The 22,294-nt window shown below is 52.8% G+C and carries 22 protein-coding genes; 15 read left to right on the top strand and 7 right to left on the bottom strand.

Annotated elements, in window-relative coordinates; genetic code table 11:
* Positions 1 to 275 precede the first annotated feature (275 nt).
* Positions 276 to 2,189 carry a 5-dehydro-2-deoxygluconokinase gene (gene iolC, locus MUG06_RS20685; protein ID WP_215845346.1) on the top strand — a complete coding sequence of 638 codons (1,914 nt, stop codon included), beginning with the start codon at positions 276 to 278 and terminating at the stop codon, positions 2,187 to 2,189.
* Positions 2,190 to 2,253: 64 nt separating this feature from the next.
* Here the strand turns inward: iolC and MUG06_RS20680 are convergent, their stop codons facing one another.
* Together MUG06_RS20680 and MUG06_RS20675 are read right to left on the bottom strand one after the other, a co-directional pair.
* The gene (locus MUG06_RS20680) at positions 2,254 to 2,808 is read right to left on the bottom strand and encodes a DcrB family lipoprotein (RefSeq protein ID WP_243079883.1); all 555 of its coding nucleotides are present in this window, start codon (positions 2,806 to 2,808) and stop codon (positions 2,254 to 2,256) included.
* Between the two features lie 240 nt (positions 2,809 to 3,048).
* Positions 3,049 to 3,714: a 7-cyano-7-deazaguanine/7-aminomethyl-7-deazaguanine transporter gene (locus MUG06_RS20675; protein WP_243079882.1), complete on the bottom strand. Its 666-nt coding sequence runs from the start codon at positions 3,712 to 3,714 to the stop codon at positions 3,049 to 3,051.
* A 203-nt stretch (positions 3,715 to 3,917) separates the two neighbouring features.
* Here MUG06_RS20675 and tusA point away from each other — a divergent pair, with 203 nt between their 5' ends.
* Positions 3,918 to 4,169, top strand: coding sequence for a sulfurtransferase TusA (tusA, locus tag MUG06_RS20670; protein WP_215845348.1), 252 nt, complete (start codon positions 3,918 to 3,920; stop codon positions 4,167 to 4,169).
* A gap of 25 nt (positions 4,170 to 4,194) precedes the next feature.
* Here the strand turns inward: tusA and MUG06_RS20665 are convergent, their stop codons facing one another.
* Both MUG06_RS20665 and MUG06_RS20660 read right to left on the bottom strand, forming a co-directional pair.
* Positions 4,195 to 6,489 (bottom strand): zinc/cadmium/mercury/lead-transporting ATPase, encoded by a 2,295-nt coding sequence (locus MUG06_RS20665; RefSeq protein ID WP_243079881.1) that lies wholly within the window; start codon positions 6,487 to 6,489, stop codon positions 4,195 to 4,197.
* Between the two features lie 88 nt (positions 6,490 to 6,577).
* On the bottom strand, positions 6,578 to 7,207 hold the full coding sequence (locus MUG06_RS20660; RefSeq protein WP_215845349.1) for a lysoplasmalogenase: 630 nt from the start codon (positions 7,205 to 7,207) through the stop codon (positions 6,578 to 6,580).
* 152 nt (positions 7,208 to 7,359) lie between these two features.
* Here MUG06_RS20660 and MUG06_RS20655 point away from each other — a divergent pair, with 152 nt between their 5' ends.
* Positions 7,360 to 7,716, top strand: coding sequence for a DUF2500 domain-containing protein (locus MUG06_RS20655; protein WP_243079880.1), 357 nt, complete (start codon positions 7,360 to 7,362; stop codon positions 7,714 to 7,716).
* A gap of 26 nt (positions 7,717 to 7,742) precedes the next feature.
* Here the strand turns inward: MUG06_RS20655 and MUG06_RS20650 are convergent, their stop codons facing one another.
* Together MUG06_RS20650 and rsmD are read right to left on the bottom strand one after the other, a co-directional pair.
* Complete coding sequence (locus MUG06_RS20650; RefSeq protein WP_215848207.1) at positions 7,743 to 8,015, bottom strand: DUF1145 family protein; 273 nt, start codon at positions 8,013 to 8,015, stop codon at positions 7,743 to 7,745.
* The gene (gene rsmD, locus MUG06_RS20645) at positions 8,005 to 8,604 is read right to left on the bottom strand and encodes a 16S rRNA (guanine(966)-N(2))-methyltransferase (RefSeq protein ID WP_243079879.1); all 600 of its coding nucleotides are present in this window, start codon (positions 8,602 to 8,604) and stop codon (positions 8,005 to 8,007) included. The genes MUG06_RS20650 and rsmD overlap by 11 nt, the downstream gene beginning before the upstream one ends.
* Before the next feature lie 233 nt (positions 8,605 to 8,837).
* Here rsmD and ftsY point away from each other — a divergent pair, with 233 nt between their 5' ends.
* The 4 genes from ftsY (at position 8,838) to rpoH (ending at position 13,094) form a co-directional block, all read left to right on the top strand.
* Positions 8,838 to 10,331: a signal recognition particle-docking protein FtsY gene (gene ftsY, locus MUG06_RS20640; protein ID WP_243079878.1), complete on the top strand. Its 1,494-nt coding sequence runs from the start codon at positions 8,838 to 8,840 to the stop codon at positions 10,329 to 10,331.
* 5 nt (positions 10,332 to 10,336) lie between these two features.
* Positions 10,337 to 11,005 carry a cell division ATP-binding protein FtsE gene (gene ftsE, locus MUG06_RS20635; protein ID WP_215845351.1) on the top strand — a complete coding sequence of 223 codons (669 nt, stop codon included), beginning with the start codon at positions 10,337 to 10,339 and terminating at the stop codon, positions 11,003 to 11,005.
* Entirely contained in the window at positions 10,995 to 11,978 is a 984-nt protein-coding gene (gene ftsX / locus MUG06_RS20630; protein WP_215845352.1) for a permease-like cell division protein FtsX, read from the top strand. Before ftsE ends, ftsX begins: the two co-directional genes overlap by 11 nt.
* Before the next feature lie 258 nt (positions 11,979 to 12,236).
* A complete protein-coding gene (gene rpoH, locus MUG06_RS20625; RefSeq protein WP_215845353.1) occupies positions 12,237 to 13,094 on the top strand; it encodes an RNA polymerase sigma factor RpoH in 858 nt (285 codons plus the stop codon).
* Positions 13,095 to 13,167: 73 nt separating this feature from the next.
* Here rpoH and panM read toward each other — a convergent pair whose 3' ends face one another.
* On the bottom strand, positions 13,168 to 13,554 hold the full coding sequence (gene panM / locus MUG06_RS20620; RefSeq protein ID WP_215845354.1) for an aspartate 1-decarboxylase autocleavage activator PanM: 387 nt from the start codon (positions 13,552 to 13,554) through the stop codon (positions 13,168 to 13,170).
* 402 nt (positions 13,555 to 13,956) lie between these two features.
* Between panM and MUG06_RS20615 the strand changes: the two genes are divergently transcribed.
* The 8 genes from MUG06_RS20615 (at position 13,957) to ugpE (ending at position 22,293) form a co-directional block, all read left to right on the top strand.
* Entirely contained in the window at positions 13,957 to 15,069 is a 1,113-nt protein-coding gene (locus MUG06_RS20615; protein ID WP_215845355.1) for a branched-chain amino acid ABC transporter substrate-binding protein, read from the top strand.
* A 115-nt stretch (positions 15,070 to 15,184) separates the two neighbouring features.
* Entirely contained in the window at positions 15,185 to 16,111 is a 927-nt protein-coding gene (gene livH, locus MUG06_RS20610; protein ID WP_215845356.1) for a high-affinity branched-chain amino acid ABC transporter permease LivH, read from the top strand.
* On the top strand, positions 16,108 to 17,379 hold the full coding sequence (locus MUG06_RS20605) for a high-affinity branched-chain amino acid ABC transporter permease LivM (RefSeq protein WP_215845357.1): 1,272 nt from the start codon (positions 16,108 to 16,110) through the stop codon (positions 17,377 to 17,379). Before livH ends, MUG06_RS20605 begins: the two co-directional genes overlap by 4 nt.
* Positions 17,376 to 18,143, top strand: coding sequence for a high-affinity branched-chain amino acid ABC transporter ATP-binding protein LivG (gene livG, locus MUG06_RS20600; protein WP_215845358.1), 768 nt, complete (start codon positions 17,376 to 17,378; stop codon positions 18,141 to 18,143). The genes MUG06_RS20605 and livG overlap by 4 nt, the downstream gene beginning before the upstream one ends.
* Position 18,144: 1 nt before the next feature.
* Entirely contained in the window at positions 18,145 to 18,858 is a 714-nt protein-coding gene (gene livF, locus MUG06_RS20595) for a high-affinity branched-chain amino acid ABC transporter ATP-binding protein LivF (protein WP_215845359.1), read from the top strand.
* Between the two features lie 362 nt (positions 18,859 to 19,220).
* Positions 19,221 to 20,507, top strand: a complete 1,287-nt coding sequence (gene ugpB, locus MUG06_RS20590) for a sn-glycerol-3-phosphate ABC transporter substrate-binding protein UgpB (protein WP_243079955.1) — start codon at positions 19,221 to 19,223, stop codon at positions 20,505 to 20,507.
* A gap of 56 nt (positions 20,508 to 20,563) precedes the next feature.
* Positions 20,564 to 21,451, top strand: a complete 888-nt coding sequence (ugpA, locus tag MUG06_RS20585) for a sn-glycerol-3-phosphate ABC transporter permease UgpA (protein WP_215845360.1) — start codon at positions 20,564 to 20,566, stop codon at positions 21,449 to 21,451.
* Complete coding sequence (gene ugpE / locus MUG06_RS20580) at positions 21,448 to 22,293, top strand: sn-glycerol-3-phosphate ABC transporter permease UgpE (RefSeq protein ID WP_215845361.1); 846 nt, start codon at positions 21,448 to 21,450, stop codon at positions 22,291 to 22,293. Before ugpA ends, ugpE begins: the two co-directional genes overlap by 4 nt.
* Position 22,294 lies beyond the last annotated feature (1 nt).

The following is a 22,294-nucleotide window of genomic DNA, read 5'->3' as shown; positions in this document are numbered from 1 at the left end:
ATTCCCCTTTTTATCAGGCTTTTCCTGCGATCTGTCTCACAACCCTGCAACAGCGGGTACTGGCGGGGTTGAATCTTTCCAGTATTGATAGCTTTCCAGAGTTTTACCTGGTTCACAAAATCGCGATGGATATTTCATTTCATATTGAATTTGGAATTTTTATTCCCCATACTTCGGAAATAGCCAATCAGGCACCTTGAGACCCCGGAAGCAAAGCGCGCGTTATCGGGCTTTTCGCCGACAGTGTCTGCTTATCACAGAAGGAAACCACAGGTATGAGTACACAACAGAAGCGGCTTGATGTGATTTGTATCGGACGCATCGCCGTCGATTTTTATGGTCAGCAAATTGGCGCTCGCCTGGAGGATGCCACCTCGTTTGCTAAATACCTTGGCGGTTCTTCAGGGAACGTGGCTTACGGTACGGCCATTCAGGGTTTGAAATCCGCCATGCTGGCGCGGGTGGGTGATGAGCATAATGGCCGCTTCCTGCGTGAAGAGTTACAGCGCGTGGGCTGTAATACCGAGGGATTGATTACCGATGAGAAACGTCTTACCGGCATGGTGATCCTTGGCATTAAAGATGAAGAGACCTTTCCGCTGATTTTCTACCGTGATAACTGCGCCGATATGGGCCTGGTGCCAGAAGACATTAAAGAGGAATTTATCACTGCTTCTCGCGCCGTGGCGGTTACGGGAACCCATTTATCGCATCCGCAAACGCGTGAAGCGGTACTGAAAGCGCTGGATATTGCCAAGCGCAATGGCCTACGTACCGCGCTGGATATCGATTATCGCCCGGTTTTATGGGGTTTGACCTCGTTGGGTGACGGTGAAACGCGTTTCATCGAATCGGCTCAGGTCACGCAGCAGCTACAAGAAGTAGTGCATTACTTCGATTTGATTGTTGGAACCGAAGAAGAGTTTCATATCGCTGGTGGCAGCACTGACACGTTAACCGCATTGAAAAATGTGCGTCAGGCGAGTCAGGCGACGCTGGTTTGTAAGCGCGGTCCAATGGGATGCGTGGTGTTTGAAGGCGATATTCCTGACAGCTGGGAACAAACCAAACTGCAAACTGGCGTACGCGTAGACGTGCTAAATGTACTGGGCGCAGGCGATGCCTTTATGTCTGGCCTGCTGCGCGGCTGGTTGAATGATGAAGGTTGGGAGCAAGCTTGCCGCTACGCCAATGCCTGCGGCGCGCTGGTGGTGTCACGTCACGGTTGTGCGCCAGCCATGCCGACCAAAGCGGAGCTGGATGATTTCCTCAGCCGTGACAAAGACGTTAAACGCCCCGATCTCGACAGCCGACTGAACCATCTGCACCGCGTTACAACACGTAAGCAGCAATGGCCAGAACTGAATGTTTTTGCCTTTGACCATCGCAAGCAGCTCGCGGATATGGCGCGTGAAGCCGGTGTTGATGAAAGCAAAATTCCGCAGTTAAAAGTCCTGCTGTTAAGAGCAGCAGAAGAAGCGGCGCAAGAAGCGGGCCTGGAGAACAAGAGCGGCATTTTGGCCGACACCACATATGGGCAGAAAGCGCTGAATGCGATTACCGGAAAAAACTGGTGGATTGGCCGTCCGATTGAACTGCCAAGTTCACGGCCGCTACGTCTTGAGCATGGAAACATCGGTTCTCAGCTTATCGACTGGCCTACTGAACACGTGGTGAAATGTCTGGTGTTTTATCATCCGCATGACAGCGCCGAACTGCGCAAAGAGCAGGATGATCTGATCCTTGACGTGTGGAAAGGTTGTAACAAAAGCGGGCATGAGCTGCTGCTGGAAGTGATTTTGCCAGAGAGCAACCCGGACCATAAAGAAGCCTATTATCTGGAGATGCTGAGCCATTTCTACAGCCTGGGCGTTCAGCCAGACTGGTGGAAACTGCCACCGATGTCAGCAGAAACCTGGCAGGCGATAAGCGGCTTGATTGAGCAGCAAGACCCATACTGCCGCGGCATTCTGTTACTGGGACTTGATGCGCCAGAAGAAAAGCTGAAAGCAGGCTTTGCCGCCGCCGCTAAGGCACCGTGGGTGAAAGGCTTTGCTGTCGGACGGACCATTTTTGGTCAGCCTTCACGCATGTGGCTGCAAGGTGAGCTGGACGATCAGGCGCTGATTGATACGGTGAAAGGTAATTATTTGCGCCTCATTGGTTACTGGCGCGAAGCGCGAGGTTAAAGAGAGGATCGGGCGCGATATCGCGCCCGATAAGCCCTTCGGTGAGTCGGAACTCCCCATCAAATCACTTCAGCGTTACGCTCTTCACGATATTGTCGGCATCGCTTTGCGCTTGCTGCTGATTATCGCCTGGCAGCGTAATCTGCATCGTCATCAGCTTACCGTCCACTTTTGCCAGAATCACGGAGGACCATGAGGTCTGATTGTTGGCAGAAATTACCGTATCCAACTGCTGTGCTGGTTGGTCTTTCAGGGTAACGGATTTGTTCGATACCACCTGCAACTGCGGATCGCGGTTACGTTGCTGCTGCTCCATACGTTGCGACAGCACATCCAGACCATCGGTGGTTTCGTCACCCGCAATAACAATAATGGCGCGTGCACCTGTTTCGTCAGCATAAACATGCATGTTGGTGGTTTGATTGCCCAGTTTGCCGCTCTTATCAGACATGCCTGGCGGCAGCGAGAAGCTCAGCTTGCCATCCATCAGCGTGACGTTTTGACTGGATTGGCTGGCGCTCACACCGTTGTCGTTCGCCGCTTCGTCTTTTTTCTGGTCACAGGCGGCTAAGCCTAAAACCAGTAAACCCATTCCCGCATATTTCACTAGGTTACGCATCAGAATCCCTTTTATCTTTCCAGACAGCCGTTTATATACCTTACACCCTTCGCGTTGCAGGAAGGCGGCAAGCGTGTGAATCCCAGAGAGCTTACTCGGGTAAGTGACTGGGTGAACGCGCGTTGCCAACGCACCTGCAGCTTGAAGTATGACGGGTATACAACAGTAATCAGGTTGCAAACGCAACCCGATGATTGTCAGGAAATCTTAGCCTGTCGTGGCAAAAAGCTCTATTTCCGTTTAGCCGAAATTAACGTGTGCATTGTTGGCGTGCTCGGTCAGGCGTTTTAATGTGGCATTCAACAGGACACCGTAAGCGGGCAGGAAGAACACCATGCAGATCAACACTTTAAAAGTGTAATCTACTAAAGCGATCTCAACCCAATGCTGCGCCATAAACGGATCGGGACTTTGATAGAAGGCGATAGAAAAGAAGGCTAGCGTGTCGCTGATATTACCGAGGAACATCGCGCAGCCGGGCGCAATCCACCACTGTGGCAAGCGACGCAGGCGATTAAACACATGCACATCAAGGATTTGGCCCAGCGCGTAAGCCATAAAGCTGGCGCAGGCGATGCGGGCGACGAAAAGATTTACCTCTTCCAGCGCGTGCCAGCCTTGCCATTCGCCTTGATAGTAGAGGCTAGAAACAGCGTAAGAGATAAACAGCGCAGGGATCATCACCGCCAAAATAATGCGGCGTGCCAGCGCCGCGCCAAAAATGCGCACGGTGAGATCGGTAGCAAGAAAGATAAACGGGAAGCTGAAAGCGCCCCATGTGGTGTGAAAGCCAAAAATGGAAACCGGCAATTGCACCAGATAATTGCTGGAGGTGATCACCAACAAATGAAACAACGACAACCAAAACAGCGCGTGCATGCGCTGACGCGATGAGAATGCGATCATAATAAGCCTTTTTAGTGTTGGGGTGAGGGAACCCATTGCAGAAGATTGCCAGCAATATCCTGCGATTAAACGGATGAAAAAGCGGCGGCATCTTACCGCGTTGTGCTATTTATGCAATGGCTAATTTTAACGCAATCGTTATCGTCTTGCGTCGGTTTATTGACGCGCTAGAATAGCCGACCCACATCAAAACTGAGTCCATTATGAGCGATGCTTTTACTTCTGCCGACCATCAGCTCGATGCGCGCGGCCTGCGCTGTCCTGAGCCGGTAATGATGGTGCGTAAAACCGTCCGCAATTTGCAGGATGGAGAAACGCTGCTGATCATTGCCGATGATCCGGCGACGACACGTGATATTCCAGGCTTCTGCCGCTTTATGGAACATCGGCTTTTAGCCCAGCAGACGGAAACCTTGCCTTACCAGTTTCTGCTGCAAAAAGGGTTGGAAGGTTAACGGCGGCAGATAACCGCCGTCGATTTTACCGCGTTCGTGAATGCAGAAGCCGCAAGGCGTTTGCCGTGACCAGCGCGGTAGCGCCAGAATCGGCTAAAACCGCCAGCCATAATCCGGTTAATCCCATCAGCGTTGTCACCAGAAACAGCGCTTTCAGCCCCAGCGCCAGCGCGATGTTTTGGCGGATGATGCTGCGTGTTCGACGGGCTAATGCAATCATGGGTGCCAGATTCGTCAGTTGGTTACGGGTTAATGCGGCGTCGGCAGCCTCCAGTGCGACGTCTGTGCCGCTGCCCATGGCGATGCCTAACGTTGCGGCTTTCATGGCAGGCGCGTCGTTGATGCCATCGCCGACCATCGCCAATGAAGAGTATTGACTGAGCTGACGAACCGCCTCGACTTTATCGGCGGGCAGCAGGCTGGCGCGGTAATCGATGCCAAGCTGCTGAGCAATGCTCGCTGCGGCACGCGGATTGTCACCGGTTAACATCAGGCTCTTAATGCCGAGTTTTTTCAACGCGGCTATGGCTGCTATCGCATCGCTACGCAGCTGATCCTGCAACGCCAGTGCACCCAACGCTTCGCCATCACGCAGCACAATCACCAGCGTCTGACCGTGCGCCTCCTGCTCGGCAATCAACGTCTGCTGCGCTGGCGTCAGTGTCGTCACGCGTGCCGGGGCAAGTAATTCTATTCGTTGGCCTGCGACCTGTGCGGCGATACCACTTCCCGCGAGTGCCTGTTGTGAGTTGGCCTGCGGAATCTGCAGATCACGTGCCTGTGCAGCCGCAATAATCGCTGTCGCCAGCGGATGCGTGGAACCTTGCTCCACGGCGGCGCTGAGTGTTAACAGCTGTGCTTCGCTGATCCCGATAAACGGTAAGATGCGCGTAACCTGCGGTTTCCCGGCGGTCAGCGTACCGGTTTTATCAAACGCCAGCATGTGTAGCGAACTCAGCCGTTCCAGCGCTGCGCCACCTTTGATCAACGCGCCCTGACGAGCGGCAGCGGCTAACCCGGAAGTAATGGCGGCGGGCGTTGAGATCACCAGCGCGCAAGGACAGCCAATCAGCAATAACGTAAGCCCTTTATAAATCCAGGGTTGCCAGTCGCCGTAGCCCAGCAGCGGCGGTAGCACCATCACCAGTAGCGATAACAACATAATGGCGGGCGTATAAATGCGGCTGAAAGAGTCGATAAAACGCTCCACGGGCGCGCGATGGCTTTCGGCTTCTTCGATCAGTTGCAGAATGCGGTCAATGGCACTTTCGCCGGGTTTCGACGTGACTTCCAATGTCACCAGCCGATCTACGCTGGTGGCACCCGCCATAATTTTTTCGCCGCTTTCGTGCGAGACCGGCAATGATTCTCCGGTTAATGCGCTTTCATCAAAGCTGGCGCTACCGCTTAACAAACGCGCATCGACCGGTAAACGCCCGCCCGCAGCAACTTCAATCACATCGCCGGGTTGCAACGCATCCAGTGCAATCTGCGAGCGCGTGCTGCCTTGAATACGCATGGCGAATTCTGGGCGCAGTGCCATCAGGCTGGTGACGCCGCTGCGCGCGCGTGAGGCAGCATAGGCTTCCAGGCGTTCACCCAGCTGGAACAGCAGCAGTACCATGGCAGCCTCTATATGCGCGCCAATGATTAATGCGCCCGCAGAGGCCAGTGTCATTAACATTTCAATCGTAAAGGCAGAGCCGCTGCGCAGTCGAAGCCAGGCGCTGTATGCTACTGGGCCTAGCCCAATCAGTGTGGTAATAACAAACAGGCGATCGCCCCAAACGGCGTCAAAGTGGCTAACTAACGCGCTGACAACCATCAGCACACCAAGCAGAATGAAACTGCGATTGGCTTGCCAGTGCGAAGGGGGAGACGTCTGGGTTTGAGATGATGACAGTGTGAAACCGGCTTTTTTTACTGCATTTTCAACGGTAATTTGCACATCACGATAGGCATCGACCACCAGTTTTTCACTGGAAAAAAGGATGCGGGCGGCGGCAACGTCAGGTAAATGGCGAACGGCGGTTTCAATCGTGCGGGCACAGCTGGGACAATCCATGCCGCTTACGCGCCAGCTGAATTGTTGCGTACTTTGCTGCGTTCTGGCGACTCGCCGGTCGCTTTCCTCTTCAGCTTCGCTTGCGGGGCCGGAAGGGCTATCGCCAGAACAGCAGGCAGGCGTATCTGATGAAATCGGCGTGGCAGCGCTAATAGAAAGTGTTGTCGGGCGAATGTGGCTTAGGTTGCAAAGGGGCTTTGATGCAGCATGCATGGTGCGGGATTTACCGCAGCCACAGGATTGATGTTGATGCATATGACCTCCAGAAGCGGGCGGAAGTGCCCGCTCTGATATCCTACACTCTGGAGTCAACTCCAGAGTCAAGCCTTTGGTCATTTTTTCTTCAGTAGAGCCACAGTGAACGCACAATCATGAAGTGACCGGCGAAATAGCAGGCTGCGATGATGGCGCTATCGGCGCTGAAACGGCGGCGATAATGAGAGATAAACCAAATAATATTGGCTAACAGCAACAGGCCGGCACCGACCATGATCGAAAAGCTGTAATCGGTTGGACGGAAGAAATATTGCTCGGTCGCCATCCAGGTCATGACCAATGTCATGCCAATAAAGGTACAGATTGGCCACCGCAAATCGGCCAGCTTGTTCCAAAGAACACCAATCACCACCACGCCAATAATCAGCAGCGTAAGGGGAATCGGCCAGAAGAAGCTCATCGTCATGTTAGCGGCAAAACTCAGCGTATAAAGCAGATGCGAAAGAAAGAACGCACCCAGCGCATAGAGCATTTTCTGACGCGGCAGCAGTGTAAGGGCATCGCCAACCAAGGTAGCGATTAACCCGGCAAGGATCAGATAATCGGTGGTGTTAAGCGTAGGTGCTTGCCATGCCAGGCCAACCAGCAGCAGAAGCGTAACCGGTTTAAACAGCCAGCGTTGCCATTGTGGACCACGATATGAGGCATCGACATACAGCCAACCGGAGAAAAGTACAGCGAGGAAAGACCAGAGCATTGTTTCTCCCTTTTAACCAAAAATGGTGAATGTTCCCAAAATGTCGATCTCAGTTTAGGTTACGCCTCAGCAATGTGACAATCAGGCAACTCTGGTTGTATGCTTGCCGCGCAATAAATCTCTCCTGTAACCGATTAAGAACGAGCGAAAATATGAGCAAACCACCGCTACTCTTTTTTATCGTCCTGGCCATTATCGCCGTGTTGGCGACCCGTCAGTTCATTAAGCAACGGCGTGAAGCTGCCGTGAATGATGTTTCACCGATCCGCAGTCTGACGGTTGAAGTGAAGACTAAACGCGAATTCCCAGCACCCAATCGCCGCTCACGTCAGCGAGAAGTGATTGCTGGTGAAGAGATGCGTTACGAAGCCTGGTTTCACCCACTGAACGGGGCGAGTGATATAAAAGTGCAGGTAAAAGAAGATGATTATCATCAAATGGATAAAGGATCGAAAGGCGAGCTAAAAATGCAGGGTTCGCGTTTTGTGAGTTTTACGCCTGTGCATTAAAAAGCGGGCATTGTGCCCGCTTACCGTCACTTTTTACGTGGAAAGTGCTTCTTCTGCCAGGCCACCAGTTCAAACACGCCAAACAGGAAAACTTTTGCCTGCGTTAAGCGGTCAATGGGCGGCGCATCTTTGGTTTGCGTTGCGCGCAGTAACACCAACTGCAAGCCGTGCATCATAATCATGAAAAACAGTGCGACGTTAATGAAATAGGTCAACGGCTTCGGATACGGATGTATCACGTTGAACAGTAGAAATCCCCAAACGCACAGCATCAACAGGCGTCCTAAATTAAGTAACATCATGCGTCTCCTGTTGACGTTGATATAAACGATAAGCTACCTGACCTGCAATTTTTTCGCGGTGCAAATCCCAGTTCGCCGGTACTGGCGGCGTGCCATTTTCTACTTCGCTTTCGACGTAAATCAGCGCCTCTTCTGCCAGCCAACCGTTTTGCTCCAGCAGCAGTAATGTTTGCTCCAGCAAGCCTTTACGAAACGGCGGATCGATAAACACCACATCAAAAGGCTGGCCGGGCTGATCGAGCCAGGTCAACGCGTTGGTTTGAATCACCTTGCCGTGAGTGGCACGCAGCGTTTGCAGGTTTTTTTCCAACTGCTGCGCGACCGGACGTTCTAGCTCCAGCAGTGTTGCCGCACCTGCATAGCGCGACAGCGCTTCAAGGCCCAATGCGCCGCTGCCGGCAAAACAGTCCAGGCAATTAGCCTGTTGAATCACGGGCGCCAGCCAGTTGAACAGCGTTTCACGCACGCGATCGGTGGTGGGGCGCAGACCGGCGCTGTCTGGCACCGGCAATTTACGTCCGCGCCATTGACCGCCAATAATGCGGATCTGCCCGGCACCGCCCGTATTGCGGGGATTTTTTATCATCTTGCTCACAACTCGTCATAATTTGTTGCGTAGTTTAACGGGCGAAACGATGAGAAGAAACGTTAAAAAAGGGTGCTGTGGTGAGCTGGCTGGAAAGTGTTAGACTACTGAGTTGCTGAAGTCATGCATAATTCTGCGGTTTTGCGCCGGTCTGGCGTTTAATACCACTACTGATTTTACACCTGGGAACAGTGTGCGACCGGGATAAAGCCATCGAGGAGTGTAGTCACACAATGGCAAAAGAGAAAAAACGTGGCTTTTTTTCCTGGCTAGGATTTGGCAAAGAGGAAGAAACGCAAAAACCGGTTGAGACGCCAGAGCAGGAGCAGGAACAACAGCCTGCTGAAGCTGAGGTTCAGCAGCCGGAACATCCATCCCAGGCGCTCAACGAGGCCGAAGCGGACGCGGAAGAGACTGTCGCCATTACCGAAGCGGTGGCCGAACAGCAACGCGAAGCGGAAATTGAACCTGAACTCGAAACTGAATCTGAACCAGAACCTCAACTGATCGTCGCTGAACCCGACGTTTTGGCGACACCAGAAGCGGTGAAAGCCGATCCTGAAGCGCTGCTTGAAGTTGAGCCAGAAGTTGAACTTGAGCCAGAACCAGACGTGGCTGAAGTTGTCGACATCGACGTGGAAGACGTCGAAGACGACACGCCACTCAGCGACGAAGAGCTGGAAGCGCTGGCACTCGCCGATGCAGGCATCATCGAAGAGGCGGAAGTCGTTGAGCCGGAAGATACCGTCAGCGATCTGCCGTTAGCGGCCGCACCCATCATTTCCCACGAGCAGGAACGTCCTACTAAAGAGGGCTTCTTTGCGCGCCTGAAGCGTAGCCTGGTTAAAACCCGTCAGAATCTTGGCTCGGGCTTTATCAGTCTGTTCCGCGGCAAGAAAATTGATGACGAGCTGTTTGAAGAACTGGAAGAGCAACTGCTGATCGCTGATGTCGGCGTGGAAACCACGCGTCGCATCATCACCAATCTGACGCAACAGGCAAACCGCAAACAGCTGCGTGACGCTGAAGCGCTATACGGTCTGCTGAAAACTGAAATGGCCGATATTCTTGCTAAAGTTGATGCGCCGCTGGATGTGACCGGTCAAACACCTTTCGTCATCCTGATGGTTGGCGTGAACGGCGTGGGTAAAACCACCACCATCGGTAAGATGGCGCGCCAGTATCAGGCCGAAGGCAAATCAGTGATGCTGGCGGCGGGTGACACCTTCCGTGCCGCTGCTGTTGAACAGCTTCAGGTTTGGGGCCAACGCAACAACATTCCTGTTATTGCTCAGCATACCGGCGCTGATTCCGCCTCGGTGATTTTTGACGCGATTCAGGCTGCCAAATCACGCGGCGTAGATGTGTTGATTGCCGATACTGCGGGTCGCTTGCAGAATAAAGCGCATCTCATGGAAGAACTAAAGAAAATCACTCGCGTCATGAAGAAGCTGGATGATTCTGCGCCGCACGAAGTGATGCTGACGCTGGACGCCAGCACTGGGCAGAACGCCGTTAGCCAAGCCAAACTGTTCCATGAAGCGGTGGGTTTAACCGGTATTACCCTCACCAAGCTGGACGGTACGGCCAAAGGCGGCGTGATCTTCTCGATAGCCGATCAGTTCAGTATTCCGATTCGCTATATCGGTGTTGGGGAAGGCATTGAGGATTTACGGCCGTTCAAGGCTGAAGATTTTATTGAGGCACTGTTTGCCCGAGAGGACTAATTGGGATGATTCGCTTTCAAGAGGTGAGTAAGGCATATCTCGGTGGACGTCAGGCGTTGCAGGGCGTGGATTTTCATCTGCGTCCCGGCGAAATGGCGTTCCTGACCGGCCATTCTGGTGCCGGTAAAAGTACGTTGCTGAAGTTGATATGCGGCATTGAACGTCCAAGCGCCGGACAAATTTGGTTTAGCGGTCATGATATTTCTCGTCTGCGCAACAGCGAGGTGCCATTCCTGCGTCGCCAAATCGGCATGATTTTCCAGGATCATCATCTGCTGATGGATCGTTCCGTTTATGAAAACGTGGCGATTCCGCTGATCATTTCGGGTGCCAGCGGCGAAGATATTCGTCGTCGCGTGTCAGCGGCACTGGATAAAGTCGGCTTACTCGACAAAGCGAAAAGTTTTCCGATTCAGCTTTCTGGTGGTGAACAGCAGCGCGTTGGTATTGCGCGCGCAGTGGTTAACAAACCCGCTGTATTGCTGGCGGATGAGCCCACCGGTAACCTTGACGATGCACTGTCGGAAGATATTCTTCGGCTGTTCGAGGAGTTTAATCGCGTTGGCGTAACGGTGTTGATGGCAACGCACGACAGCGGCTTGATTGCGCGTCGTCAGTATCGTGTGATGACGCTGAATCAGGGACGTTTGCATGGAGGCCACGATGGTCAATAAACGCAATAAACGCCCAGCGGCGCCAAAAGCGAAGCAGCCGTCAAAAAGCAAAGCGCTGAAAGGCGGCTGGCAGGAACAGTGGCGTTATGCCCTGCGCGGCACGCTGTCAGATATGTGGCGTCAACCGCTGGCAACGCTGTTAACGGTGATGGTCATTGCGATTTCGCTTACCTTGCCCAGCGTCTGCTACATGGTGTGGAAAAACGTGAGTCAGGCCGCGACGCAATGGTATCCCGCGCCGCAGTTGACGGTTTATCTCTCCAAAACGTTGGATGATACAGCAGCAGAAAACGTGGTGGCACAGCTTAAGCAAGTCGATGGTGTGGATAACGTCAATTATCTGACCCGCGAAGAAGCGTTGAACGAGTTCCGCAACTGGTCTGGGTTTGGTGGTGCAATGGATATGCTGGAGCAAAATCCGCTGCCGGCAGTGGCTATCATCACGCCGAAACTTAATTTCCAAAATTCAGACACTATGCAAAATCTGCGCGACAGCGTGGCGAAAGTGCAGGGCGTGGATGAAGTGCGTATGGATGACAGCTGGTTTGCCAGGTTAGCGGCATTAACAGGATTAGTCGGTCAAATTGCGTCGATGATTGGCATCCTGATGATCATCGCGGTGTTCCTGGTGATAGGCAACAGCGTGCGGCTCAGCATCTTTGCCCGGCGCGACACCATCAATGTGCAGAAACTGATTGGCGCCACCGACGGCTTTATTCTGCGTCCGTTTTTATACGGCGGCGCATTGTTAGGCCTAAGCGGCGCGGTATTATCCTTGATCCTGTCGGAAGTATTGGTGTTAAGGCTACAATCGGTAGTGGCTAACGTTGCATCGGTGTTTGGCACCACATTCTTGCTGGAAGGTTTTTCCTGGGATGAAGCGTTGCTGCTATTACTGATTGCCGCGATCATTGGTTGGATCGCCGCCTGGCTGGCGACAGTTCAACATTTACGTCGTTTTACGCCCCAGTAAACGCCTGCAACATTTTTTTGCTATAATGGTCCTCTGCTATCGACAAGGGAAAGCAGAGGATCTTTTCCCCGCTTTCCTTCTTGTCATCTGTGTGTAAAATATGCACCGCTAATATTGAACTTGTGGATAACTTTATCATCCAATAAGTAGCACAGATTGCTTTCGAACTTTTAGCGGCGTTGACATACTGTAGCGTCTGCTCAAGGACGACGGTTCAAAGAACTGTGCAGCTATTCCACTTGATTTGTGAGGGTTTGAATGACCAAAGAAATGCAAACTTTAGCTATTGCTCCTCTTGGTAACCTGGAATCATACATTCGGGCTGCCAATGTCTGGCCGATGCTGTCGGCAGAAGAGGAAAAAGCGTTGGCTGAACGGCTGCATTACCAGGGCGATCTGGATGCGGCAAAGACGCTGATCCTGTCTCACCTACGCTTTGTAGTTCATATCGCTCGTAATTATTCCGGTTACGGCCTGCCGCAAGCGGACCTGATTCAGGAGGGCAACATCGGCTTAATGAAAGCCGTGCGTCGCTTCAACCCTGAAGTGGGTGTGCGTCTGGTTTCTTTTGCCGTGCACTGGATTAAAGCCGAGATTCACGAATACGTGCTGCGTAACTGGCGTATCGTGAAAGTCGCTACCACGAAAGCACAACGTAAGTTGTTCTTTAACCTGCGTAAAACCAAGCAGCGTCTGGGCTGGTTTAACCAGGATGAAGTTGAAATGGTTGCGCGTGAACTGGGCGTAAGCAGTAAAGACGTGCGTGAAATGGAATCACGTATGGCCGCACAGGATATGACCTTCGATATGTCCGCAGACGATGAAAGCGGTGAAGGTAAATCCATGGCACCCGTGTTGTATCTGCAGGATAAAACCTCAGACTTCGCGGACGGCATCGAAGAGGATAACTGGGATTCGCATGCGGCAGACAAGCTGAGCTATGCGATGGAAGGCCTCGACGAACGCAGCCAGCACATTATCCGTGCACGTTGGTTAGATGAAGACAACAAAACCACGCTGCAAGAGTTAGCCGATCAGTACGGCGTGTCAGCAGAACGTGTGCGACAGCTCGAGAAGAATGCCATGAAAAAACTGCGTATGGCGATCGAAGCGTAATAACGCGAAGCGTTAATGAAAGAGGGCGACAACATGTCGCCCTTTTTGTTGCCTGTGGTTTATAGCCTGAAACTCACTTCACCCAGCCGTCGGTTTGCGCCCTGAATCCACAGGCCTGCATAAACGCCGCACGAATTCTTTGATCATCACTGCCATCATCCGCAATCCACCAATCCGCCAGCGACGGATTCTGCGCCATGGTCTCTTCCAGCAGATATTGCCCAACGCCGCGACGCCGCGTGGCATCCCGCACCCTTAAGCGATGTACCTTTCCGTGTATCCCCGAAATTTCCAGTTGCAGCGCAGCTAACAAGCGGTCATTAAAACGCGCCGCATACAGCCGATGATTCTCGCTCAGCGACTGCTCTAACTTTTCTATGTCCAGTTCAGGCCAAACTTTGCCTAAGTCGATGCGGTCCTGCGTTGTAAACGCTGTTAAGCGCAGGATAGTGAGTTTCATGGCAAACACCTGTTGGTTTAAAAGAGGAAGTGTAGCGAAATTATACAACCACAGCGCCAACAGATTTTCCTGAATAAAACAGGTCAAAAGTTGGCCTGGATGCCAGAATGATAGTTGTAAACAAGTAAACCTGAGGCATAAACCAGCATAATGCGCTGGAGAAATGGTGAAAATACGGCCATTGCATCCAGTAGATTATGCTGCGTAACCCTGCCGTTACTGAATATGTCAGTTGATTTACCGAAGAAACATCCTGTTTAATGAGCTGAAAAATAAAGCCTTATTACCAATAAATGCCAGAAAAGCGTGCTAACTCATTATTGTTTAATCAGTTTTCAACTTTATCTGGCAGAAAATAAAGCAACTCACAACAAACACGACATAACAGATGGGGTAGTTCGGATGAAGATGAAAGGTCGCGCGTTACTGGCAGGATGCGTTGCACTGGCGATGAGCCATGCTGCGCTGGCAAAAGACATTAAAGTGGCCATCGTTGGTGCGATGTCAGGTCCGGTTGCACAATATGGCGATATGCAGTTCGCAGGCGCAACGCAGGCCATTGAAGACATCAACGCGAAAGGCGGCATCAACGGTGACAAGCTGGTTGCGGTAAAATATGACGATGCCTGTGACCCAAAACAAGCGGTCGCCGTGGCGAACAAAGTGATTAACGATGGCATCCGCTATGTGATTGGCCATCTTTGCTCCTCTTCAACTCAGCCCGCTTCTGACATCTATGAAGACGAAGGCGTACTGATGATTACGCCAGCCGCTACCGCGCCAGACTTAACCTCTCGCGGATACAAGCTGATTATGCGTACCACCGGCCTCGATTCTGACCAAGGCCCTACGGCGGCAAAATATGCGATGAGCGAGATCAAACCACAGCGTATCGCTATCGTTCATGACAAACAGCAATATGGCGAAGGCCTAGCGCGTTCGGTACAAAAAAGTCTGAAAGACGCAGGCGCTAACATTGTGATGTTTGAAGGTATCACCGCAGGCGATAAAGATTTTTCTACGCTGGTAGCCCGCCTGAAAAAAGATAACGTCGATTTCGTCTACTTCGGCGGTTACTACCCAGAAATGGGCCAGATCGTACGCCAGGCGCGTGCAGCGGGCCTGAAAACCCAGTTTATGGGACCAGAAGGCGTGGGCAATGCCTCGCTGTCGAACATTGCTGGTGCTGCCTCTGAAGGCATGCTGGTGACGTTACCGAAGCGTTACGATCAAGTGCCAACCAACAAAACCATTGTTGATGCGCTGAAAGCCAAAAAGCTCGATCCAACCGGCCCCTTCGTCTGGACCACCTACGCGGCATTGCAATCGCTGGTGGCTGGTATGGAGCGCAGCAAGAGCGCAGAGCCAGAAGATATTGTGAAGAACCTGAAAGAGGGCGCAGCCGTGCCGACCGTGATGGGCGACCTGAGCTGGGATGAGAAGGGCGACCTGAAAGGCTTCGAATTTGGTGTGTTCAAGTGGCATGCCGACGGTACGTCTACTGCGGTGAAATAAGTTTTAGGGGCGGCTTTAATGCCGCCTTTATCAACACGGCTTTACTTTCCGCCTGGCTGTCAAAGATTCACGCTAACGCATTCAGTTCACGGACGTTTTTTTTAAGGTACATTCTATGTCCGAGCAATTCCTCTATTTCCTTCAGCAAATGTTCAACGGTGTTACCCTTGGCAGCACCTACGCGCTGATCGCCATCGGTTACACCATGGTTTACGGCATTATCGGCATGATTAACTTCGCCCACGGCGAGGTCTACATGATCGGTAGCTATGTCTCCTTCATCGTGATTGCCGCCCTGATGATGATGGGCATCGACACTACGTGGCTAATGATTGCCGCCGGTTTCGTGATGGCGGTGATCATTTCCAGCGCTTACGGCTGGAGCATTGAGCGCGTGGCATATAAGCCGGTGCGCTCTTCTAAGCGATTGATCGCACTGATCTCCGCGATCGGTATGTCGATCTTTCTGCAAAACTACGTCAGCCTGACGCAAGGTTCCCGCGACCTCGCGCTGCCAAGCTTGATTACCGGGCAATGGACGGTAGGCGAAAGCAACGGCTTTGCCGCCACCATTTCAACCATGCAAATTGTTATTTGGATTGTGACCTTCCTGGCGATGCTGGCGTTGACCACGTTTATCCGCTATTCCCGCATGGGCCGCGCCTGTCGCGCCTGCGCTGAAGACCTGAAAATGGCCAGCCTGTTGGGGATCAACACTGACCGCGTGATTTCGCTGACCTTTGTGATCGGTGCGGCGATGGCGGCAGTTGCAGGTGTGCTGTTAGGCCAGTTCTACGGTTCAATCAACCCCTTTATCGGCTTTATGGCGGGGATGAAAGCGTTTACCGCGGCGGTTTTAGGCGGCATTGGCAGCATTCCCGGCGCGATGATTGGCGGATTAGTATTGGGTATTGCTGAAGCACTGACATCGGCCTACCTCAGCACTGAATACAAAGATGTGGTTTCGTTTGCCTTGCTGATTGTGGTGCTGTTGGTGATGCCGACCGGAATTCTGGGGCGTCCGGAGGTCGAAAAAGTATGAAGTCTTCCTTCGTTAATGCACTTATCTCCTCGTTGATGCTGCTGGTTCTCGCCACCTTTTTCATGGGGTTGCGCCTGAACCTGGATGGCACGAATTTGATAGTACAGAACGCCGGTAGTCTGCGGTGGGAATGGATCGCTGTTGCCTGCGTGGTGGTATTCTTATTCCAGCTGATGCGCCCAGTGTGGCAGAGCGGCATGAAGAAAGTTTCGTTGCCCGCGTTCGTATTACCCGGCATTGATGGTTCCACGCCAAAGCAGAAACTGGTGATGGGGATCATGATCCTGGCCGCTGTTGCCTGGCCGTTTTTGGTCTCACGCGGTACCGTCGATATCGCCACCATGACGTTGATTTACATCATGCTTGGCCTTGGCCTCAACGTAGTGGTTGGCCTTTCTGGCCTGTTAGTATTGGGCTACGGCGGTTTCTATGCGATTGGCGCTTACACTTTCGCGCTGCTTAATCACTATTTCGGTTTAGGTTTCTGGGAATGTCTGCCGCTGGCGGGCATTGTGGCAGCGATGTTTGGTCTACTGCTGGGTTTCCCGGTGCTGCGCTTGCGTGGCGACTATTTGGCGATTGTGACGCTTGGCTTTGGCGAAATTGTGCGTATTTTACTGCTCAATAACACCGACATCACCGGTGGTCCAAACGGCATCAGCCAGATCCCCAAACCCACCTTTTTCGGGCTGGAGTTTAACCGTACCCCGCGTGATGGCGGCTGGGATACCTTCCATAACGTCTTTGGCCTGAAATACGATCCCAGCGACCGCATCATTTTCCTCTATTTGGTTGCGCTACTGCTGGTGGTGCTCACGCTGTTTGTGATCAATCGTCTGCTGCGCATGCCGCTGGGCCGTGCGTGGGAAGCGCTGCGTGAAGATGAAATTGCCTGCCGCTCGCTGGGCCTCAGCCCAACGCGCATCAAGCTCACCGCTTTTACCATCAGCGCCGCCTTTGCCGGGTTTGCCGGTAGCCTGTTTGCAGCACGACAGGGCTTTGTTAGCCCCGAATCCTTTACCTTTGTTGAATCCGCCTTTGTACTGGCGATTGTGGTGTTGGGCGGCATGGGTTCGCAGTTTGCCGTGATTCTCGCCGCCATTCTGTTGGTGGTTTCGCGTGAACTTATGCGCGATCTCAATGAATACAGCATGTTGGTGCTGGGTGGATTAATGGTGCTAATGATGATTTGGCGCCCGCAAGGTCTGCTGCCGATGAAGCGTCCACACCTGAAACTCAAGCAGGGTAAAAAAGGAGAGCAGGCATGAGTCAGCCTTTGTTAGCCGTTGAAGGCCTGATGATGCGCTTCGGCGGCCTGTTAGCCGTGAATAACGTGGCGCTGGAACTGCGTCCGCAAGAGATCGTTTCTTTGATTGGCCCAAATGGCGCCGGCAAAACCACCGTTTTTAACTGCCTGACCGGTTTCTACAAACCCACCGGCGGCAGCATCAAGTTGCGCGATCAGCATCTTGAAGGGTTGCCGGGCCAAAAGATTGCGCGCATGGGCATCGTTCGCACCTTCCAACATGTGCGTCTGTTCCGCGAAATGACGGTGATTGAAAACCTGTTAGTGGCGCAGCATCAGCACCTAAAAAGTGGCGTGTTCTCTGGATTATTGAAAACGCCAGCGTTTCGCCGCAGCGAAAGTGAAGCGTTGGATCGCGCCGCAACCTGGCTGGATCGCGTGGGCTTGCTGGAAATGGCAAACCGGCAGGCGGGCAACCTGGCGTATGGTCAGCAGCGTCGTCTGGAAATCGCCCGCTGCATGGTGACACGCCCAGAAATTCTGATGCTGGATGAACCCGCGGCGGGTTTGAACCCCAAAGAAACCCACGAACTGGATGAGTTGATTGCTGAACTGCGCGGTGATCACAAGGTTTCCGTGTTGTTGATTGAACACGATATGAAGCTGGTGATGGGTATTTCCGATCGTATTTACGTGGTGAACCAAGGAACGCCATTAGCCAACGGCACGCCGGAAGAGATTCGCAATAACCCGGATGTGATCCGTGCCTATTTAGGAGAGGCGTAACATGGCCAACACGATGCTAACCATTGAGAACGTCAGCGCGCATTACGGCAAAATCCAGGCGCTGCACAATGTCAGCCTGTATATCAACCAAGGCGAAATCGTCACCTTGATTGGCGCGAACGGCGCAGGTAAAACCACGCTGCTCGGCACGTTGTGTGGCGAACCTCGCGCCACGCAGGGTTCCATCACCTTTGACGGTAAAGCCATAACCGACTGGCAAACTGCACGCATCATGCGTGAAGCGATTGCGATTGTGCCGGAAGGGCGTCGCGTCTTTTCACGCATGACGGTGGAAGAAAATCTGGCGATGGGTGGTTTTTTTGCCAGCCGTCAGCAGTATCAGGAGCGCATCAAGCGCGTTTATGCGCTGTTTCCGCGTCTGGATGAGCGCAGATTACAGCGCGCAGGAACTATGTCCGGTGGCGAACAGCAGATGTTAGCGATTGGTCGTGCATTGATGAGCCAGCCGCGTCTGTTACTGCTGGATGAGCCTTCACTCGGTCTGGCCCCGATTATTATTCAGCAAATTTTCGATACCATTGAGCAGCTGCGTAGCGAAGGGATGACCATTTTCCTTGTGGAGCAGAATGCGAATCAGGCATTGAAACTGGCCGATCGGGGTTACGTGTTGGAAAACGGCCATGTGGTGCTGGAAGATACCGGCGCTGCGTTGTTATCCAATGAAGCGGTACGCAGTGCTTATTTAGGCGCCTAGTTTTCCTGTTGCTCTAATTCAAGTACGAGGTCGTTTGCCCCCCACCTCAATCCTCCCCCATAAATGGGGGAGGAAGACGCTGCTCTATGTTAGTGAGGAAGCGGCATGTGGCAGCGTCTCCTTCCCCTGCTTTGCGGGGGAAGGCCGGGATGGGGGACAGCGCGCACCATCAAAAAACGCTTCGATCCACTTCACTCTGCTTAAATCCTGAAACTCCACTGTAACCTCTCTGTCATTAAGCCGTTATTTATTCGTCATTTTCCCGTGTCATGTTACGTCGCGAACAAAAAAATGCGCGATCTTGCGCGTACTTACCTGCACAGGAAAACAATATGTCCGTGTTTACTTTTCGTCGTAGCCTGATGAGTGCGGTGCTGGGCCTGACGCTCAGCGGCAATGCGCTCGCCGCCACTGAAATTCCTTTCTGGCACTCAATGGAGGGCGAATTGGGTAAAGAAGTTGACTCTTTGGCGCAGCGTTTTAACCAGGCGCACCCCGATTACAAAATTGTTCCGACCTACAAAGGTAACTACGAGCAGAGCCTGGCCGCTGGCATTGCGGCGGTGCGTACCGGCAAAGCGCCGGCGATTTTGCAGGTTTATGAAGTCGGCACTGCCACCATGATGGCATCGAAAGCCATTGTGCCCGTGCATCAGCTCTTCCAGGATGCAGGCATCGCGTTTGATGAAAAACAGTTCGTTCCTACCGTTTCCGGCTATTACAGTGACTCAAGCGGCCATCTGATCTCACAACCGTTTAACAGCTCTACGCCGGTGCTTTACTACAACAAAGATGCGTTTAAAAAAGCGGGTTTGAATCCCGATCAACCGCCAAAAACCTGGCAAGAACTGGCGAAAAGCGCCGATGCGCTGCGTAAAGCGGGCATGAGCTGTGGCTACGCCAGCGGTTGGCAAGGCTGGATCCAAATTGAAAACTTCAGCGCCTGGCACGCGTTGCCGGTTGCAACCAAAAACAACGGTTTCGATGGCACTGACGCGGTGCTGGAGTTCAACAAACCGGTCCAGGTTCGTCATATCCAGATGCTGGAAGAGATGAACAAAAAAGGTGACTTCACCTACTTTGGTCGTAAAGACGAATCCACCGCCAAGTTTTATAACGGCGATTGCGCTATCACCACCGCTTCTTCCGGCTCGCTGGCCGACATCCGCCATTATGCGAAATTCAATTTCGGCGTAGGCATGATGCCGTATGACGAAACGGTCGCGAACGCGCCGCAAAATGCCATCATCGGCGGGGCGAGTTTGTGGGTGATGAAGGGCAAAGATGCAGGCACTTATAAAGGCGTTGCGGAATTCATGCAGTTCCTCGCGCAGCCAGAAATTGCAGCCGAATGGCATCAGAAAACCGGTTATCTGCCTATTACCACCGCGGCTTATACACTGAGCAAGCAGCAGGGTTTTTATGACAAAAATCCAGGTGCCGATATCGCCACTCGTCAGATGCTGAACAAACCGCCATTGCCGTTTACCCAAGGTATGCGTCTGGGCAACATGCCGCAGATCCGTACCGTGATTGACGAGGAGCTGGAAGGCGTCTGGACCGGCAAGCAGTCACCACAAAACGCGCTGGATAACGCCGTGAAACGTGGCAACGATCTGCTGCGTCGTTTCGAACAGCAAGTTAAGTAATTGCCCTTCAGGGCCAGCTTATCCTGGCCCTTGTTCTCCTTTACGCAGAGCACGCTATGTCTTCATCTCGTCCGGTATTTCGCACCAGCGCGTTGCCCTATCTTCTGGTGCTGCCGCAATTGCTGATTACGGCTATTTTCTTTCTCTGGCCTGCCGGAGAAGCGCTGTGGTATTCGCTACAAAACCTCGATCCTTTTGGCCTCTCCAGCACTTTTGTCGGTTTAGATAATTTCAAGCGCCTGTTCGCTGATGCGTATTACCTGGCGTCGTTTTGGACCACGATAAAATTCAGTGGATTGGTCACGGTGTGCGGCATGACCTTTTCGCTGCTGCTGGCAGCGCTGGTGGATTACGTCATTCGCCTGCGCAAGCTCTATCAAATGCTGCTGCTGCTGCCCTATGCCGTCGCGCCGGTTGTCGCAGCGGTATTGTGGATGTTCCTGTTTAATCCTGGGCTTGGCCTGTTCAGCTACTTGCTGAACCATGTCGGTTATAACTGGAACTACGCGCAAAACAGCGGACAGGCGATGTTCCTGATTGTGCTGGCCTCTATCTGGCAGCAGATGAGCTATAACTTCCTGTTTTTCTTCGCTGCACTGCAATCTATCCCTAAGTCGCTGGTGGAAGCGGCGGCAATCGATGGCGCAGGTCCGGTGCGCCGCTTCTTTAATTTATCGCTGCCGCTGATAACACCAGTGAGTTTCTTCCTGCTGGTCGTGAATCTGATTTACGCCTTCTTCGATACCTTCCCGGTGATCGATGCTGCCACCGGCGGCGGTCCGGTTCAGGCCACTACCACGCTGATCTACAAAATTTATCGCGAAGGATTTACTGGCCTGGATCTGTCGTCCTCGGCGGCGCAATCCGTGGTGCTGATGCTGCTGGTGATTGGCTTAACGGTGATTCAGTTCCGCTTTGTGGAGCGTAAGGTGCAATACCAATGATTGAAAATCGACGCGGGCTGGATATCTTTAGCCACATCGTTTTGGTGCTTGGCGTGCTGACCATTCTGTTTCCGCTGTATGTCGCTTTCGTGGCCGCCACGCTGGATAACGAAGCGGTTTATCAGGTGCCAATGACGCTAATTCCCGGCACGCATTTATGGGAGAACGTCTCGCGCATCTGGACACAGGGCGTCAACGGTAACGGCCCGGCTTTTGGCATGATGCTGCTCAACAGCATGATCATGGCGCTCGGCATCACCTTCGGCAAAATCGTGGTGTCGATCCTCTCCGCTTTTGCGCTGGTGTGGTTTCGCTTTCCGCTGCGCACGCTGTTCTTCTGGCTGATTTTCATCACCCTGATGTTGCCGGTTGAAGTGCGTATTTTCCCCACTGTGCAGGTGATCGCGGATCTGAACATGCTCGACAGCTACAGCGGTTTAACGCTGCCGCTGATGGCATCTGCTACCGCGACATTCCTGTTTCGCCAGTTTTTTATGTCATTGCCCGATGAGCTGGTTGAAGCGGCACGCATTGATGGCGCCAGCCCGATGCGCTTTTTCTGGGACATCGTACTGCCGCTCTCCAAAACCAATCTGGCAGCGCTGTTCGTCATCACCTTTATCTACGGCTGGAACCAATATCTTTGGCCGTTGCTGGTGATCAACGACGCCAGCCTGGGAACCGCGGTAGCCGGGATAAAAAGCATGATCTCCAGCAGCGGTTCGCCTACGCAGTGGAACGAAGTCATGGCAGCAATGCTATTAACCCTGATCCCACCGGTGGTGGTGGTATTCGTCATGCAGCGCGCCTTTGTGCGTGGCCTGGTTGAGAGTGAGAAATAAG

The organism is Pantoea sp. MQR6 (assembly GCF_022761075.1).
Lineage (GTDB): Bacteria > Pseudomonadota > Gammaproteobacteria > Enterobacterales > Enterobacteriaceae > Pantoea > Pantoea phytostimulans.
The sequence above is the reverse complement of the archived record's forward strand: the minus strand, read 5'-3'. Positions and strand labels throughout refer to the sequence as shown.

Bases quoted from the DNA above. Each gene is read 5' to 3' on its own strand.
- iolC (WP_215845346.1), top strand. From the start codon at position 276: ATGAGTACACAACAGAAGCGGCTTGATGTGATTTGTATCGGACGCATC.
- MUG06_RS20680 (WP_243079883.1), bottom strand. From the start codon at position 2,808: ATGCGTAACCTAGTGAAATATGCGGGAATGGGTTTACTGGTTTTAGGC.
- MUG06_RS20675 (WP_243079882.1), bottom strand. From the start codon at position 3,714: ATGATCGCATTCTCATCGCGTCAGCGCATGCACGCGCTGTTTTGGTTG.
- tusA (WP_215845348.1), top strand. From the start codon at position 3,918: ATGAGCGATGCTTTTACTTCTGCCGACCATCAGCTCGATGCGCGCGGC.
- MUG06_RS20665 (WP_243079881.1), bottom strand. From the start codon at position 6,489: ATGCATCAACATCAATCCTGTGGCTGCGGTAAATCCCGCACCATGCAT.
- MUG06_RS20660 (WP_215845349.1), bottom strand. From the start codon at position 7,207: ATGCTCTGGTCTTTCCTCGCTGTACTTTTCTCCGGTTGGCTGTATGTC.
- MUG06_RS20655 (WP_243079880.1), top strand. From the start codon at position 7,360: ATGAGCAAACCACCGCTACTCTTTTTTATCGTCCTGGCCATTATCGCC.
- MUG06_RS20650 (WP_215848207.1), bottom strand. From the start codon at position 8,015: ATGTTACTTAATTTAGGACGCCTGTTGATGCTGTGCGTTTGGGGATTT.
- rsmD (WP_243079879.1), bottom strand. From the start codon at position 8,604: ATGATAAAAAATCCCCGCAATACGGGCGGTGCCGGGCAGATCCGCATT.
- ftsY (WP_243079878.1), top strand. From the start codon at position 8,838: ATGGCAAAAGAGAAAAAACGTGGCTTTTTTTCCTGGCTAGGATTTGGC.
- ftsE (WP_215845351.1), top strand. From the start codon at position 10,337: ATGATTCGCTTTCAAGAGGTGAGTAAGGCATATCTCGGTGGACGTCAG.
- ftsX (WP_215845352.1), top strand. From the start codon at position 10,995: ATGGTCAATAAACGCAATAAACGCCCAGCGGCGCCAAAAGCGAAGCAG.
- rpoH (WP_215845353.1), top strand. From the start codon at position 12,237: ATGACCAAAGAAATGCAAACTTTAGCTATTGCTCCTCTTGGTAACCTG.
- panM (WP_215845354.1), bottom strand. From the start codon at position 13,554: ATGAAACTCACTATCCTGCGCTTAACAGCGTTTACAACGCAGGACCGC.
- MUG06_RS20615 (WP_215845355.1), top strand. From the start codon at position 13,957: ATGAAGATGAAAGGTCGCGCGTTACTGGCAGGATGCGTTGCACTGGCG.
- livH (WP_215845356.1), top strand. From the start codon at position 15,185: ATGTCCGAGCAATTCCTCTATTTCCTTCAGCAAATGTTCAACGGTGTT.
- MUG06_RS20605 (WP_215845357.1), top strand. From the start codon at position 16,108: ATGAAGTCTTCCTTCGTTAATGCACTTATCTCCTCGTTGATGCTGCTG.
- livG (WP_215845358.1), top strand. From the start codon at position 17,376: ATGAGTCAGCCTTTGTTAGCCGTTGAAGGCCTGATGATGCGCTTCGGC.
- livF (WP_215845359.1), top strand. From the start codon at position 18,145: ATGGCCAACACGATGCTAACCATTGAGAACGTCAGCGCGCATTACGGC.
- ugpB (WP_243079955.1), top strand. From the start codon at position 19,221: ATGAGTGCGGTGCTGGGCCTGACGCTCAGCGGCAATGCGCTCGCCGCC.
- ugpA (WP_215845360.1), top strand. From the start codon at position 20,564: ATGTCTTCATCTCGTCCGGTATTTCGCACCAGCGCGTTGCCCTATCTT.
- ugpE (WP_215845361.1), top strand. From the start codon at position 21,448: ATGATTGAAAATCGACGCGGGCTGGATATCTTTAGCCACATCGTTTTG.